This is a genomic window from Enterococcus sp. DIV1758, assembly GCF_051711985.1.
In the GTDB taxonomy this organism is placed as follows: Bacteria; Bacillota; Bacilli; order Lactobacillales; family Enterococcaceae; genus Enterococcus; species Enterococcus faecalis.
Map to the genome: position 1 here is coordinate 2587479 of NZ_JBIOOA010000001.1, position 14146 is coordinate 2601624.

At 36.5% G+C, this 14146-nt stretch carries 13 protein-coding genes; 2 read left to right on the forward strand and 11 right to left on the reverse strand.

What is annotated here, in order from left to right:
- Positions 1-283: 283 nt before the first annotated feature.
- The gene (locus IGJ52_RS12590; protein ID WP_002383224.1) at positions 284-1171 is read left to right on the forward strand and encodes a MurR/RpiR family transcriptional regulator; all 888 of its coding nucleotides are present in this window, start codon (positions 284-286) and stop codon (positions 1169-1171) included.
- Between the two features lie 147 nt (positions 1172-1318).
- Here the strand turns inward: IGJ52_RS12590 and IGJ52_RS12595 are convergent, their stop codons facing one another.
- From IGJ52_RS12595 to yfmF, 9 genes are all read right to left on the reverse strand, one after another.
- Positions 1319-1735, reverse strand: coding sequence for a hypothetical protein (locus IGJ52_RS12595; RefSeq protein ID WP_025188648.1), 417 nt, complete (start codon positions 1733-1735; stop codon positions 1319-1321).
- A gap of 160 nt (positions 1736-1895) precedes the next feature.
- Entirely contained in the window at positions 1896-2474 is a 579-nt protein-coding gene (gene pgsA / locus IGJ52_RS12600) for a CDP-diacylglycerol--glycerol-3-phosphate 3-phosphatidyltransferase (RefSeq protein ID WP_002365382.1), read from the reverse strand.
- 98 nt (positions 2475-2572) lie between these two features.
- Positions 2573-2785, reverse strand: coding sequence for a hypothetical protein (locus IGJ52_RS12605; RefSeq protein WP_002360993.1), 213 nt, complete (start codon positions 2783-2785; stop codon positions 2573-2575).
- Between the two features lie 425 nt (positions 2786-3210).
- Positions 3211-4908, reverse strand: coding sequence for a DUF262 domain-containing protein (locus IGJ52_RS12610; protein ID WP_010824257.1), 1698 nt, complete (start codon positions 4906-4908; stop codon positions 3211-3213).
- Positions 4908-5957 (reverse strand): restriction endonuclease subunit S, encoded by a 1050-nt coding sequence (locus IGJ52_RS12615; RefSeq protein ID WP_438792190.1) that lies wholly within the window; start codon positions 5955-5957, stop codon positions 4908-4910. Before IGJ52_RS12615 ends, IGJ52_RS12610 begins: the two co-directional genes overlap by 1 nt.
- Positions 5942-7891: an HsdM family class I SAM-dependent methyltransferase gene (locus IGJ52_RS12620; RefSeq protein WP_438792154.1), complete on the reverse strand. Its 1950-nt coding sequence runs from the start codon at positions 7889-7891 to the stop codon at positions 5942-5944. Before IGJ52_RS12620 ends, IGJ52_RS12615 begins: the two co-directional genes overlap by 16 nt.
- A 430-nt stretch (positions 7892-8321) precedes the next feature.
- Positions 8322-9188, reverse strand: coding sequence for a RodZ domain-containing protein (locus IGJ52_RS12625; protein WP_438792155.1), 867 nt, complete (start codon positions 9186-9188; stop codon positions 8322-8324).
- A gap of 167 nt (positions 9189-9355) precedes the next feature.
- Complete coding sequence (yfmH, locus tag IGJ52_RS12630) at positions 9356-10660, reverse strand: EF-P 5-aminopentanol modification-associated protein YfmH (RefSeq protein WP_002380969.1); 1305 nt, start codon at positions 10658-10660, stop codon at positions 9356-9358.
- Positions 10653-11921, reverse strand: coding sequence for an EF-P 5-aminopentanol modification-associated protein YfmF (gene yfmF, locus IGJ52_RS12635; RefSeq protein ID WP_438792156.1), 1269 nt, complete (start codon positions 11919-11921; stop codon positions 10653-10655). The genes yfmH and yfmF overlap by 8 nt, the downstream gene beginning before the upstream one ends.
- Before the next feature lie 208 nt (positions 11922-12129).
- Between yfmF and mscL the strand changes: the two genes are divergently transcribed.
- Complete coding sequence (gene mscL / locus IGJ52_RS12640) at positions 12130-12579, forward strand: large conductance mechanosensitive channel protein MscL (RefSeq protein ID WP_002354883.1); 450 nt, start codon at positions 12130-12132, stop codon at positions 12577-12579.
- 40 nt (positions 12580-12619) lie between these two features.
- Here mscL and IGJ52_RS12645 read toward each other — a convergent pair whose 3' ends face one another.
- Together IGJ52_RS12645 and IGJ52_RS12650 are read right to left on the reverse strand one after the other, a co-directional pair.
- Positions 12620-13339 (reverse strand): WxL domain-containing protein, encoded by a 720-nt coding sequence (locus IGJ52_RS12645; RefSeq protein WP_368015327.1) that lies wholly within the window; start codon positions 13337-13339, stop codon positions 12620-12622.
- A gap of 93 nt (positions 13340-13432) precedes the next feature.
- A complete protein-coding gene (locus IGJ52_RS12650; RefSeq protein WP_368015328.1) occupies positions 13433-14119 on the reverse strand; it encodes a WxL domain-containing protein in 687 nt (228 codons plus the stop codon).
- Positions 14120-14146: the final 27 nt, after the last annotated feature.

The following is a 14146-nucleotide window of genomic DNA, read 5'->3' on the forward strand; positions in this document are numbered from 1 at the left end:
GTTTTTATTTTTAAGGAGCTTTCATACAAAAAACACAAGTAAATCTCTTGGTATCACGTTCTTTTTACTGGCTACTTTCTTTAGTTGTGAGAAGTCTTTTCAAGACCCCTTCATTTTTCAGAAAAAAGATTATTTATTTTTTTGGGCTTTTTTTAAAGAATTTCTTTTTTGTGGAGAAAAAGAGAAATTGTATTTGTCCTCTTTTTCCACTATAATCAGTCTATACCAACAATGAAAAGGCATTCATTCTATTTTAAAAAAATAAGATTGGAGGAACGTGTTAATGAAAAACCACTATTTGGATCAACGGATTCGGATCAAAAAACCGAATTTGAGCCTCACAGAAAAGAAAATTTCCGATTACTTTGTTCATTCTGAATCATTATTGACACAAATGACGTTAGAAAGTCTTGCCAACGAAATTGGCGTCTCCCAATCTTCCGTGTATCAATTTGTAAAAAAGATTGGCTATTCTGGGTTCCAAGAATTTAAAATTGATATCGCCAGAAATTCTAATTATCAGCCGACTTTTCAAAACGTCAATAGCGTGAATGGCGCCGATGATATTTCACCAGATGATGATAGTATTACGATTGCTAAAAAAGTCTTACAAGCCAATATTTATTCCCTCAGTAACGCCACACAGTTCTTAACAAAAGAGCTGTTAGATAACGTGTTGGCTTTGATGTACTCTGCCAAAACGCTTCATTTTTTTGGGCAAGGCGGCTCCTCGATTGTGGCTTTTGATAGTTTCCATAAATTCATTCGGACTAACTATCGGTGCAACTACATTTTTGATTACCACATGCAGTTAAGTTTTGTCACAAAATTAACCAGTGAAGATTGTGTGTTTATTTTTTCCCATTCAGGCAAAACTAAAGAATCAATCAACCTAGCACGACAAGTTAAAAAAACCAACGCAAAAATGATTACGTTAACTGGTAACAGCGGTTCAGAGTTGGCAGGCTTGTCCGACGAAGCAATTATTGTCGTCACCGAAGAAGGCTTGTTTCGTGCGGAATCCTTGGCTTCACGGATTAGTTACTTAACGGTAATGGATATTTTATACACAAATACGATGTATCACAATTTTGATCAAAATGCCGATTCCTTGAAAAAAATCCGTGATAACATTAGCACGACTAAGACCGATCCGCATTATTTGTCGTAAAGGAAAGTCGGTGACAAAAATTGGCTGCCGCTTAACTAGTATCTCACATTGAAATACTAATTAAGCGGCAGCCAATTGTTAAAATATCTAGTTTCAATTAAAACGGAATTGTATTATATTTGCCCTTTAAAACTTCTGACCATTTTTCTATTTACCACCGAAATCGCCATACACATTTCCTTCTGCATCAGATAGACGTTTTCCTTTATCAACTTTTTTAAACGTTATTGTGTTCGTTTTCTTGTCCAACTGACCAGTAATTTCATAACTATCTCTATTTTCTTTTATTTTAATATTTTGATACACCTCTTTTTCTGTTCTACTTGTTTTTAGTGTGTCTTCATTATTTGGATTAACCAAATATTCTTTTTCAAACGTCATGGTTTTATCCTTATTAAAAAAAATTGAACCTTTTGTTAGGTCTTCTTCCTGTTCAGTGATCGTGGTAAGTATCAATGGAAACGAATTGTTATCTAAAAGATGTCCGCTTTCTTTTTCATTATGACTACACCCCGTTAAAAATATGAACAAAATAATACAACAAAGATACCCGATTTTTTTCATAATTATCTCCTCCTGTTCCATTCCATAGCGCTGAAAAGCTATCGGTCATTAAAGCAGTGTACCCTTCCTTGTTCCCTTTAAACAAGCACAGTTTATTTGTCCATTCAATCATGAATACTAAAAAAACGCTTGGCACAAGCCAAGCGTTTTGATTCTCTCTTTACATCGAACCTTTAAAAACATCTTTATTCTTAGCAAAATAATCAACACCAGAGTAAATGGTGAAAATCAAGCAGGCATATAGCATGATTTGATCTAGTGGTAGATGGAGTGCTGAAAATGGAATGTTGTTAATGAATAGTAAAATAATTGCAACCATTTGGGTAGCTGTTTTTACTTTTCCCGGCCAAGCTGCTGCCATTACTTCGCCATGTTCGACTAATAACAACCGTAAACCAGTTACTGCCAATTCACGACAAACAATAATTGCTACAATCCAAGCGGGTACTTTGCCTTGACCAACTAAGACGATAAAAGCGGTCATCACTAGCATTTTGTCCGCTAATGGGTCCGCAAATTTTCCGAAGTTCGTCACCAAGCCTTGCGCACGGGCAATTTTGCCATCCAACCAGTCTGTAAAACTAGCAACTGCAAAAATAATCGCGCCCACTAATTGGGTAACGGCTAACGTTGTGTCGCCAAAACTAATCGTTCCCCAGTCCATTGGCACTGACACAATAATAATAAAAATCGGAATCATAAATATTCTTAAAACTGTTAATTTATTTGGTAAATTCACTTCAATTGCCCCTTCCTTCTCCTGTTCTATTTTACGTTATCTTGCTGGCAGTGTCACGAAAAAAAGAAAAGAATCTGGAATAATTGCCGTTTGACCGTTTATTCAGAAATATTCTTGCCTTTTTTTAGAAAGAGCTGGTAATAGCCTAAACCGAAATTAATCATTCCAATCAATGTGATACTGTCTAAAAATTTAGAACCATAGATAAAGTAGAAATACAGTTGTAAGCCAACAATCAAGAAGCCCATGACCAACAGAGCGATTGAAAATATGGTGATAAGATTAAATTTTTTATTAACTATTTTAAGCATTGATAACCCCTTCTCTCTTGAATTATTATTGTCGTCTTTTTCTAGCATGTAATCTTAACTTTTTCATAGCAAATAGAGAAACGATACCAGCCATTTTTAGCTCTAGAATGCATTGAACTAATGAATCAGAGTGGATCTTTCAATGCAATCTTCATTTTAACATATCATTCACTAGCATAATTAAATCACGACAAAATAAACCACTCAGAGGACGATATGCTATATGAATAACTCTATCAACAAAGGGTAAGATTAATAGACAAAAATTTAATGATTATGGAAGATCTGGGTAGAAATGTTCAGCTCCTAGAAACAAGAAGGAATTTCTGGAAAAGTTGCTTCTGTTCCCGACATTTATCAGGTTTTAAGCTCGAGACAATCCTTATTAACAAAGAGCCATTATATCAAGAACGGTTCACTTAGTATTATTTTAATAGTTCAATCATATGTTTATAGAACTCCTGTGCAAGAGCTTCTCCTCGTAAGTTAATATTTTGTGTATCAAATTCGATAGCGACCCATGTGTTTCCCCCTCCCCATCTTGAAGTTCGTCTATATTTTTTGTACAAAAATTGTTTTACTTGTGGGTATGAGGATTTCTTGTAACTAGATATTTTATCTTTCACAGGTATATCTCCTAGACCATTATTTATTGTCTTCTCCAAAACCATCAAGTTACCAATCTTGTACTCGTTGCTAGTATCGTCAAATGCCCTAGACTTTGGAACAATATGTTCTATACTATATTCGTCATCTTCAGTTGTTCTTTCTACGAGTGTAGCTGTACCTCGTGTCAGGTCATCCAGCCAATTAGCTAGCGTAAAAACAGCATAAGTACTTAACATTTTTTCTCGTTCAAATAAAAGATCTTTTTTTTCACAATGTCTTAAATTTGTAAATAATATTTGAAAATCATCGGAACTAGGTAAATTACTAAACATTATTTCCTTTAAATTATTAATTGCTTGGTCAATAGTCGCTTCGATTGATGAATTAACTATTGCGCTTGAAAAAGCAATGTAAGCACTATTTATTACTTCAAAATCGAAGTTTATTTTTAAAGGATTTATACTATTATTTATATTGTGTGTGACTAAAGATCTCATAAATTCATAAACTGTTAGAATTTCAATTAGCTTTTTTTTCTTTTTTTTAGAGAAAGCCGTATCCAATACACTTATTAGGACGACTAGAGCACTATCATCTGCAAATTTTAAAAACCACTTTAAGTTTCTTCCAATACCATTATCATTTCCGTCATTATTATTCTTAAGGATATTTATGTTATTTGCTGTATCGAGTACTTTATCTAGAAAATTAATATAGTCATTAGGTATTGTATTTTTGAAACTCTCAAAAAGTAAATCGCTAGTGGAACAAGGATAGTGACTTTTCCACCATATGGTAATAAAACGTTCTATGCTAAAGTTAATTGAAGATGATACTTCTTGTAACGCACCCCACTTTTGTAATGCTATATCGTTATTTTGTTTTCCAGCGTTTTTCTCTACCTGTGAAAAAATCCAGTACTTAATTAAATCTACTTGATTCAATTTAAGCCCTCTCGTATTTAAACGACCAAACAACAGGTTACTTTCGACTTCGTCATCTACAATAATAACAGAAATAATGGTTTTATTTAAAAAATTGAGTATGCTTTGTTTATCTTGGTTTTTAAGTTTATTGTCAAAATATTGTTTAGCTCTAAACATATTATTTCTTTTTTGGGTAGAAGACAGCTTTTTTCTTTCTACTAATTTCATAAATATCTCGTTTTGTTCATTATCAGAGAGTAACAAGGGAGATTTACCATCTACTTCAATTTCAGCCCCAAGAGAAAGTTGCAAAAGTAACAGAGTAATTATTCGTTGTTGCCCATCTACTATTTCATAGATATTATCTTTTTTGCATAATAGGATAGAGCCCCAAAAATCAGTATTTAAATCTCGTTTTTTCCAAGAGCGCAATACATCTTCTAAAAAAATAATCCAATGTTCATCTTGCCAACTGTATAATCGCTGAAAACGAGGGATTGCCAAAATATACTTTTTTTCTAGTAATGAGTTGTTAGGATTTCGTCCAAACAAGTTTTCAACCGTATATTTTTCTATATTTATATTCATTATAGTAACCTCGAATTTGAGATAGACTTAACATAATCTTCCATGAATTGCCAATTTGGACTTTTATCTAGTTTTACAGGAAGCATAATAGAAAGGCGTTCTAAACGAGAACCATTTAATTTATTTCCAAAACCAAAACCCATTCCTTCTCTTTGACTAGTAATAGCTAAAGAAATAAATAGTTTGCTGTACTTAGATAATTTAAATTTGGGTATTAGAAGAGTTACGTCCTGAGTAGCAATAAACTTATAAGGATGATAGTATGCAATTCCAGCCCCACCATCACCGTTATTATTTACAGTTAATATGTCACTATAAATAGTAGATTTTTCAGGGGGAGTAACCATACTATCAAATCCATTATCTATTTTTCTAGCACTTATAAGAACTGTTTCTCCAGGTTTCAATTTATTTTTCGGACCAGAATTTCCTCGCCTTGGTATGAATAAATCTCCAAGCTGTACTGGAAGCCAATTAACCGAGTTCAAGTCCATACTAGTTGATTGGATAGGCACTAGTTCAGGAACTTCAATGGTTTTCATTATATTTATAATGTATTGTTCCATGTAGTCCCAGTTAGGCGTTTTGTCATCTGATAAAGGTAAAGAAATTTTACGGTTAGAGAATCTTGTTCCAGTCAAACCCATTCCGTATCCATATTCTGTTCCTTTTAAAGAGTTTGTAAATGCTATTTGTAAAAATAAACATTGTTCAATGGATAAATCAGTGCTATTTTTTCTAATACAATAATACATTTTATTACCAGTGATGAATTCATATGGTTGTGAAAAAAAACAAACGGATTCTGCACCGAATGTGACAACATTTTTAGGGCATTTTAAAAAGTTATTGTCTGGTAGAACTAGACACTCTAATCCGTTGTTTTTGGATGTCCTAGTCACATATGGAATTCCTTTATTATTACTTTCAGTTAAGTCATTTTTGTGATAGGGTTTAGAATTTTGAATGTCAAAAATTTCATGAGTAGTAAATTCTCCCCACTCTACCTCGTTTAGCTTTGGCAGAGTGGGATCTATTTTTTTGTGGATTCTACCTCTTCATCAAATAAGTATCCTCTACCATGAACTGTCTGATCAAATTTAAAAGCTAAATAATCTTGCACAGTTTTTTCAAATGCTTCCGGTGTTGGGATAGAATCGTTAAAGTAGAAGTAGCTGTGTAACCACTCATCCTCTGATGTGACCGATGATTTCACCATAAAAGATGTTTCAGATGGCACGTCATAGAGTACGGCATCCACTAACTGTTTTCTTTTGAGAGAAGCAGTCCCATCGTCTTGTAATCCCAAATGTTTTTTGACAACCCATCCATCATCTTTAAAGTTAATAAACTTAACTTGCTTTTGTTCAGGATGTGGCTGTTTTGCTGTAAACAAAGCAATAACAGGTTGTACACCAGCACGTTGACCATGAAAAGTACTTGGATTAAGTGTAATGACTGCATCTAGTGAGTGATTCTCCAAAATAGCTTGTTTTGTTTCTTTTTCAATTTTACTTTTTCCTGTCATTGTAGATTGTGGAACAATTACCGCTAGCTTACCATTTTGTGCACTTATATCTAATGCGTGTTTTATAAAGTTGATTTCATATAAATCAGGGTTACCTTTTGAACCTTGGCTGTAAGGCGGATTCATCAATACTTTTGTAATAGGTACTTTATCTCCATCACTGATAAAATCGTCTGCTGTTTTTGAGAACATATTAGCTAACATTAGATTAGATTTTCCGTCTCCACGAAGAATCATATTAGTTGTTGCAACGGTATACATTTTTTCTTGCATTTCAATACCGAATAATTGATGTTGCTTAATATGGGCATCAGTGTTTAGCGAATCTTCAGCTAATGGCTCTTTCATCATTCGATTCATAGCACTAATAAGAAAAGCACCACTTCCAGCTGTAGGATCAAGAACATAATCATTTCTCCCAATTTGGATGAGTTCAGCCATGAGGCTAGTGATATGCTTAGGCGTTAAAACAATACCTAATCCATTTCCGTCACTATCTCCATATTTAACAAATTCCCCATAAAAGTTGCCTAAAATGTCAAATTCTGTATTGTTTTTAAAATGATCTAGTACATCTTCTTGCAAAATTGAAGCAAAATAACGAAGGGGAGTCATTCCTAAGTCTTTTCTTTTTTCATTTAATGCAACATTTGTTTGAATAAATCTAAACTTATTCATAACTACTTCTACTTTAAATTCTGGAGAAATCTCGTTATTTGTCATGTAGTCGTCAATTGCCCGATAGATTATTCGTCCATCTGTTGGTTTTTTTCTTCCTGTGAGACTGTTGATATTAAAAGATGGCTCATTAAGAGCTAGTAAAATAGCACTGATAACAGTTGCTTTATTTTCTCCTTCTAAGCTAGCGTAATTTCTTAAATCTTCATGAAGTTGTGCTGCAATTTTTTTCAATTCTAACTCGTCTTTTTGGTCTTTAGATAAGTTACCTAAGACGTTTACACCATACCACTCATCAAAGTTAATCGGAGAAAGAACTTGCCAATCAGAAAGTGAACCTACACTTTTAATAGTAGTATTTTCTCCGTCATTTGATACAAGATAGACGAGTACCCCTTTAGCATCAGAAGTGCCAGTTGCCCCAATTGCAATAACTTCTTTAAAGTTTGTTGTCTTTTCAACGATGTGTTTTGCGTAGTGAACAGCTCCATTTACTGCATAGTTAGCAGTTGCTTTAGGGACAGACAAGTCTACTTCATCTTGCTCGTTTAATAAGATTAGATTAGAAGTAGAAGGTTTATCTTCTACAACAACTAATGTATCGTTTACTAAAAAAACAAATTCAGGTTTTCCTGAACCTGTACCACCTTGCTTACTTGCATTTTTCAGAGCGGTTTTAACTTCCTTAATGGAAGATGTTTGTTCAGTGTAATCAATGTCTAGTTTTTCTATCTCTCGTCTGACCCATTGATCAACATTTGTTTTTTCATTAGGCATGTATATCTACTCCTATATGTGTTCTATTTTTGTGAAACTATCTTCATCATTGTACCATCTAACAGTTTGAGCATAAAGAGAAATATTAAATGAGCTATTTGGATATTATTAAAGGTAATTTCATCAAAATAAATAACTCACTAAATCGTCCAGTTGAGAATGTCGTAATATCGCATCATCTATTAAAGGCAGTATTTTTGACAAACGTGTCGGCTGTCATTGCATGTTACTCTTGTATACGTCATCATGGTAGGATTCAAAAGGTGCTAGCTACGCTTTTTGGCTCTATATTTTCTGATGCTGGTATTTTTAACAACACCTTTTTATATGTATTGAAAAATCCAGAGGATTTTCTCCTCTGGACTCGACATAATTCTACAATTTTTCTTTACCAACATTATTTGACAAAGAGCCTATTTTTTATCCTCTTCTAACGATACGTAATCCCTAATGTAACATCCTTACGAATTAAAACTGGCGTTTTTTCCAGTGTTAAATCGGCGCCATCTACTTGAATGGCGACGTTATTTGAAGCGCCTAAAATCAGTGTCGCGTTGGCGGTATTTGCAGGTAAAGCTGTTGTTTGGGTCTCTCCTGCTTGCAGGGTGTGTTGGTACGTATAGTTGCCATCGACCATCACGCCAATCCAGCAAGAGCCTTCAGTGCCTTTAAAGGTAATGTTGATTGGACTATTCGCATCTTTAACCGTTGCAGTTACTTGATTGTTGGCATCACTCACCACAGCCACAGCTGTTTTCTTCTCTGGTTCGCTTGAAGAAGACGGCGGTGTACTACTTTGTGTGCTACTTTCTGGGGCTTGACTTGATTCTTTGGTTTTTTCTACACTGGCACTAGTTGCCGGTGTTTGAATAATCGGTTCGGCTTTTTGATCTTGCCACATAATGTACAGCACTACGACCGCAATGGCTAAACCAATTAACGAAAAGGCAATGGCTGGTAAGTTCCGCAGTAACCAACTGGATTGCTTTTCTTCGTCATGCAATTGCTTACGTGATCCTTCAAGCTCTTCATACACTGGCTTGGGTTCTTCGACAATTGCTGGCTCTTTGCCATCATAGATATCTACCAATTGATTGCCATCTAAGCCGACCGCACTTGCATATTGGCGGATAAACGCCCGCACATAAAAGGTGCCTGGTAAGGACTCAAAATCGTTTTGTTCAATAATTTCTAAATATCTTTTTTGAATTTTTGTCATTTGTTGCAGTTCATCAATTGAGATGTTCTTCTGCAATCTTGCTTCTTTTAGTGTTTCTCCAATATTTACGCTGGCCACTCGTCCATCTTCTCCAGTCTATTTTGTTAATTTATCGATTGTCTCATCAGTCTTTTTCAATTGCCAAGGAAAACATTCCCGTCCTTTAAGAATACCACAAAAGAAGCCAACTGAGGATAACAAAATTGAAAGATTTCAAAGATTTTTCTTTTTCTTAAACAGTTGGTTTATTGCTCGGTTTCTCCTTTAGGATACATGTAGAAACGGCTCAATCCTTCTTCACGAATAAAGGTCTCTGCTACTTGGCGGACGTCGGCTAATTGAATGCTTTCAATGACTTCAATCTTATCAAACAGCGTGGTTTCCCCAAACAATGATTGTGAAAATTGGTTGGCGATATACTCTAAAGAGTTTAAGGATTGGAAATATTTACCAATCATTTTTTTCTTCAATAAGGACAAATTTTCTTCCGTTAATTCTGGACTTGTTGTGGCAGATAATAAAATAGCTTCAATTCGTTCTGCTAAGACTTCTGGTTGCTCACTATCGCCGCCAATATCCGCAAAATGGAAACTGCGATCTAAATTAAAGTCATAACTAAAACTATCATCTAACAAGCCTTCATCATAAAGAGCCAAATAGTTTTGAGAGGTATTACCAAACAATAATTGTAACAACAAATTCACGGTGACTTGATATTTCATTAAGTCACGACCCGTTGTTGGCACTTCATCTAAGCCTTTCAAACCAACAAGCACTTTTGCCCGTGTGACCGCCATTTCAATGGCGCTCTCTTTGACAATGTCAGCAGCTGTTTCTTCAGGAAAATGCCGACGAATAGGTTGGGCGGCAGGAAACTCTTTCGCCGCTTGGTTTTCACGAATGAAGGCCATTAACGCTTCAGGGTCCATTTTCCCTACCACGAATAAGGTCATATTACTTGGATGATAAAACGTATTGTAACATGTATACAAATCCTCTGCGGTAATCTCCGCAATACTTGCCACTGTGCCGGCAATATCAATGTGCAATGGATGTTTCGGATAAAGGTTGCCTAAAATCCCAAAGAACAAGCGCCAGTTAGGATCATCTAAATACATTTGAATTTCTTGTCCGATGATGCCTTTTTCTTTTTCGACCGTTTCCTTCGTGAAATACGGCGATTGCACAAAATCAAGCAACGTTTCTAGATTTTGTGTCACTTGATCCGTCGTTGAAAACAAATAACTCGTTTTCGTAAAACTGGTAAAGGCATTCGCTGAAGCCCCTTGTTGCCCAAATTTTTGGAAGACATCGCCATCTTCTTTTTCAAACATTTTATGTTCTAAAAAGTGGGCGATTCCGTCAGGCACTTCAATCATTTCCTCTTGACCAATTGGCACGAACGTGTTGTCAATTGAACCATAATCGGTCGTAAACAAGCCATACGTTTTTTGGAAATCATTTTTCGGTAATAGGTAAACCTTTAACCCATTCGCCAGTGTTTCTGTATACAATGTTTCTTTAATTTGTGCATAGTCTTTTTTAATCATTTTCCGTTTCTCCTTCCAAAAAGAAGATCGCTTGAAGTTCCAAGCGCTTGGCTACTTCTTGGATTTCTGAAATGGTCACGGCATTGATCCGCGCAATCCATTCCTCCGCCGTCAGCATCGTCTGCGGCATTAATTCGTTCAAGTATTCTTTTTCCAGCCACGCGCCTGCATTATCTAACGCTAAGATATACTGATTTTTTAGCATTGCTTTCGTTTGTTCAATTTCTAATTCGCTAATCTTACCTAAGCGAATATTTTCCAATTCTGTCGAAATCAAACGCAAGACCTGATTCCGATTTTTGCCATCGATCCCTGTTTGAACCGTCATGAAGCCACGGAAGGTGTCGATACTACTAGAAGCATAATACGCTAAATGCTCTTTTTCACGGACATTCATAAATAATTTAGAATGCGGGAAACCGCCAAAAATTCCATTAAACACTTGCAACGCAAAATAATAGCTATCGCCATAATAAATATCCGTGTTGTAAGCCAAGTTTAATTTCGATTGGGCTAACACCTCACGCTCGGTCCGCTCTTCAATCACGTTGCGAATCGATTGATTGTAGAAAATCGCGGCTTTGCCTTCTTCACGAGGCGTAAACGGTAATTGCTTGAATAACGGCACTAGCTCCGCCTCATTGACATCGCCTAAAACAAAAATATCCACTTGATCTTCCGCCAGCATTTTTTGATAATATGCCGCTAATGACGCCGCCGTTTCCTCAGCTAACGCCGCAACGGTCCCGAAACTAGGGATTTTTTGATCCTCCGATTGATTGAAATAGACACTTTGAAGCGCCAAAGAGGCATAGGTTTGCTTATCCTCCACAATACTTTCCAAGTACGCTTTCAAGTTCTCTTTCTCCCGTTGGAAGGTTTCCGCCTCAAATTGGCCCGCTTGAATATTGGGGGCAAAAATAATTTCCTTCAAAAAGTCCACCGCTTCGGCAAGCACCTGACTATCCTGTAAATAATGATCATTGACAATGTTCATAGAAATATTAAACCAGTGTTGATTGCCTTTTTTGGAAACGCCAATCCCAAAGCTGGCGCCGTAAAGTTCCGCCAAACGCTCACTTAACTTGACTTGATTCGGGTAATTCAAGCTGTTGGTTTCCATTAAACTGGACAACAGCGTTCTTTTTGTAATGGTTTCATGATTTAATCGTGTATTAAAGCGGACTAAAAGACGCACCGTTTTATATTTTTCTGTAGGAATGACGTGTAAATTCACGCCTTTAACTAATTGAACAGACATTGCCGCATCGCTCCTTCATTTGCTTCATCTTACCTAAAGAATGCTGTGAAATATATGTATCGTGTAAATTCTAAAGCATTTTTTAATGTTTTTTCCAATAGCTCCATTATAACACAGCTTCAGGTGCTTTCTGAATGATAAGAGTTTTTCAGTTCAAATTTTCAAGAAGATTCGGTATACTGTTTTTAAAGTGAGGAGGGAAAAAAGAATGATTAAAGAATTTAAAGAGTTTATCATGCGCGGGAGTGTCTTAGACCTAGCCGTTGGTGTTGTCATTGGTAGCGCGTTTACAGCGATTGTGACACAAGTGGTGGAAGGCTTGATTACCCCGTTAATTAGTCTAATTTTTGTCTTGACGACTGGGAAAAAGAGTGCCGACGATGCATTGGGTGCCCTTGTTTATAAAGTCGAAGGCGTTGAATTCAATATTGGTAGCGTGATTAGTGCACTTATTACATTTTTAATTACGGCCTTCGTCCTCTTCTTGATTGTCAAAGCGGCCAACAAAATGAAAAACCGTGGCAAAAAAGAAGAAGCGGCAGAAGAAGAAGTGGTACCAACGAGCGAAGATTACTTAAAAGAAATTCGCGACTTATTAGCGGCGCAAACACCGCCTGCTGAAACTGTCAAAACAGATAGCACCTTCACAGAGAAATAAGCAAAAAGTCATCCTGAAGGGATGACTTTTTTGTTTGGTCTTAGATAGATGGTCCTGCGACGAGGTTCCAGGTGATGTTACCTGTGTAGTTCCCGGCTTTGATATTGTAAGCTGTAGTTGTGATGTTTAAAGCTGTCTCAAACATTGAAAAATGCCACAAGCCTTGCCCTTTTCCTGCCGTGGCATTCGCAAAAAGTGCGGCATCTCCGCCTAAAGGAATTGAAAAAGATTTTGCATTCACAATTTCAGGTTTGGACACTGGGTCGACAAGACTAGAGGATTGAGCATCATACGTTTTAGTTTCCTCATTATAAATTAATGGATACAAATTAATTCCACTAGTTGTGATACTGCCTTCTAAATTCTCATTACCTAGCTTCATGCCCGTGGATTGAGCAGTCAGGTGCCAACCTTCTTTGGTTCCTCGTATATCGCCTACACCCACGCTTTCTGTATATATAGTTCCGCTACTCTCTTTATCTGCTTTATTAGGAATCGGTTTAGTTAAATCATCCGAAATCGATAATTTGCCAAAATCAAATTCTCTAGGAATAAATAGTAAATCAAAGTTGCTATTTGTAGCATCTGGATCAGGTCTTACTGTATTCGGAATCCCGCCACCATCTGGCAACGTTCCCCCACCAAGCTCCACCTGCACTGGCGTATTCCCAGTCGTCACAGCCTGTGCCGAAAGCGGTGCTAAACTAGCACCAACCACTGCGCTACTTACCAACAAGCTTGCGAGTAATTTCTTTTTCATTTTACATACCTCTCTTTTTTTATTGATTGTTTAATAACGGACGGAAGACTATCTAAACAGCTCTTCCGTCCGCTATTGTTTAACTGTTTATGTTTAAATTGATGGTCCTGCCACGAGGTTCCAAGTGATGTTACCTGTATAGGTACCTGCTTTAATTTGTTGATAAGGGGTCGTGATGTTTAAATATTTTTCGGTCAAATAAGAATTCCACATTCCTTGGCCTTTTCCACTCACTGCATTCCCCACTAATGCGGCACCACCGCCAATCGTAATACTACTGGTAGCTAGAAATTCAGGAGCAGAAGGATCATTCGTGAAAATTTCCTCTTTTAATACAGAAAATTTATTTGATACTTCATTATAAGTTAAAGCATAGCCTGTTTGAGTAAAAGAGAATGTGCCTGTCAAGGTCTCTTCACCGTTAGTCATTTCAGGAATTGTGGCAGTAACATGCCAGCCCTCTTTCGTCCCTCTTAAATCACCTACTCCATAGCGGGTAATGTCTTCAGAAGAAATGGCAGATAGGTCATCAGAGATAGCCGTTTTAGCAAATGAAATCTTTTCAGGAATATAAAGCAAATCAAAATCAGTATTTGTAGCACCCGGGTCAGGTCTTACTGTATTTTCCCCATCGGAGTCCCCATCTGGCAACGTTCCCCCACCAAACTCCACCTGCACTGGTGTATTCCCAGTGGTCACAGCCTGTGCCGAAAGCGGTGCTAAACTAGCACCAACCACTGCGCTACTTACCAACAAACTTGCGAGTAATTTCTTTTTCATTTTACATACCTCTCTTTTTTTATTGAT

Coding starts and splice junctions, on each gene's coding strand:
- IGJ52_RS12590 (WP_002383224.1), top strand. CDS start 284: ATGAAAAACCACTATTTGGATCAACGGATTCGGATCAAAAAACCGAAT.
- IGJ52_RS12595 (WP_025188648.1), bottom strand. CDS start 1,735: ATGAAAAAAATCGGGTATCTTTGTTGTATTATTTTGTTCATATTTTTA.
- IGJ52_RS12605 (WP_002360993.1), bottom strand. CDS start 2,785: ATGCTTAAAATAGTTAATAAAAAATTTAATCTTATCACCATATTTTCA.
- IGJ52_RS12610 (WP_010824257.1), bottom strand. CDS start 4,908: ATGAATATAAATATAGAAAAATATACGGTTGAAAACTTGTTTGGACGA.
- IGJ52_RS12620 (WP_438792154.1), bottom strand. CDS start 7,891: ATGCCTAATGAAAAAACAAATGTTGATCAATGGGTCAGACGAGAGATA.
- yfmH (WP_002380969.1), bottom strand. CDS start 10,660: ATGATTAAAAAAGACTATGCACAAATTAAAGAAACATTGTATACAGAA.
- yfmF (WP_438792156.1), bottom strand. CDS start 11,921: ATGTCTGTTCAATTAGTTAAAGGCGTGAATTTACACGTCATTCCTACA.
- mscL (WP_002354883.1), top strand. CDS start 12,130: ATGATTAAAGAATTTAAAGAGTTTATCATGCGCGGGAGTGTCTTAGAC.
- IGJ52_RS12645 (WP_368015327.1), bottom strand. CDS start 13,339: ATGAAAAAGAAATTACTCGCAAGCTTGTTGGTAAGTAGCGCAGTGGTT.
- IGJ52_RS12650 (WP_368015328.1), bottom strand. CDS start 14,119: ATGAAAAAGAAATTACTCGCAAGTTTGTTGGTAAGTAGCGCAGTGGTT.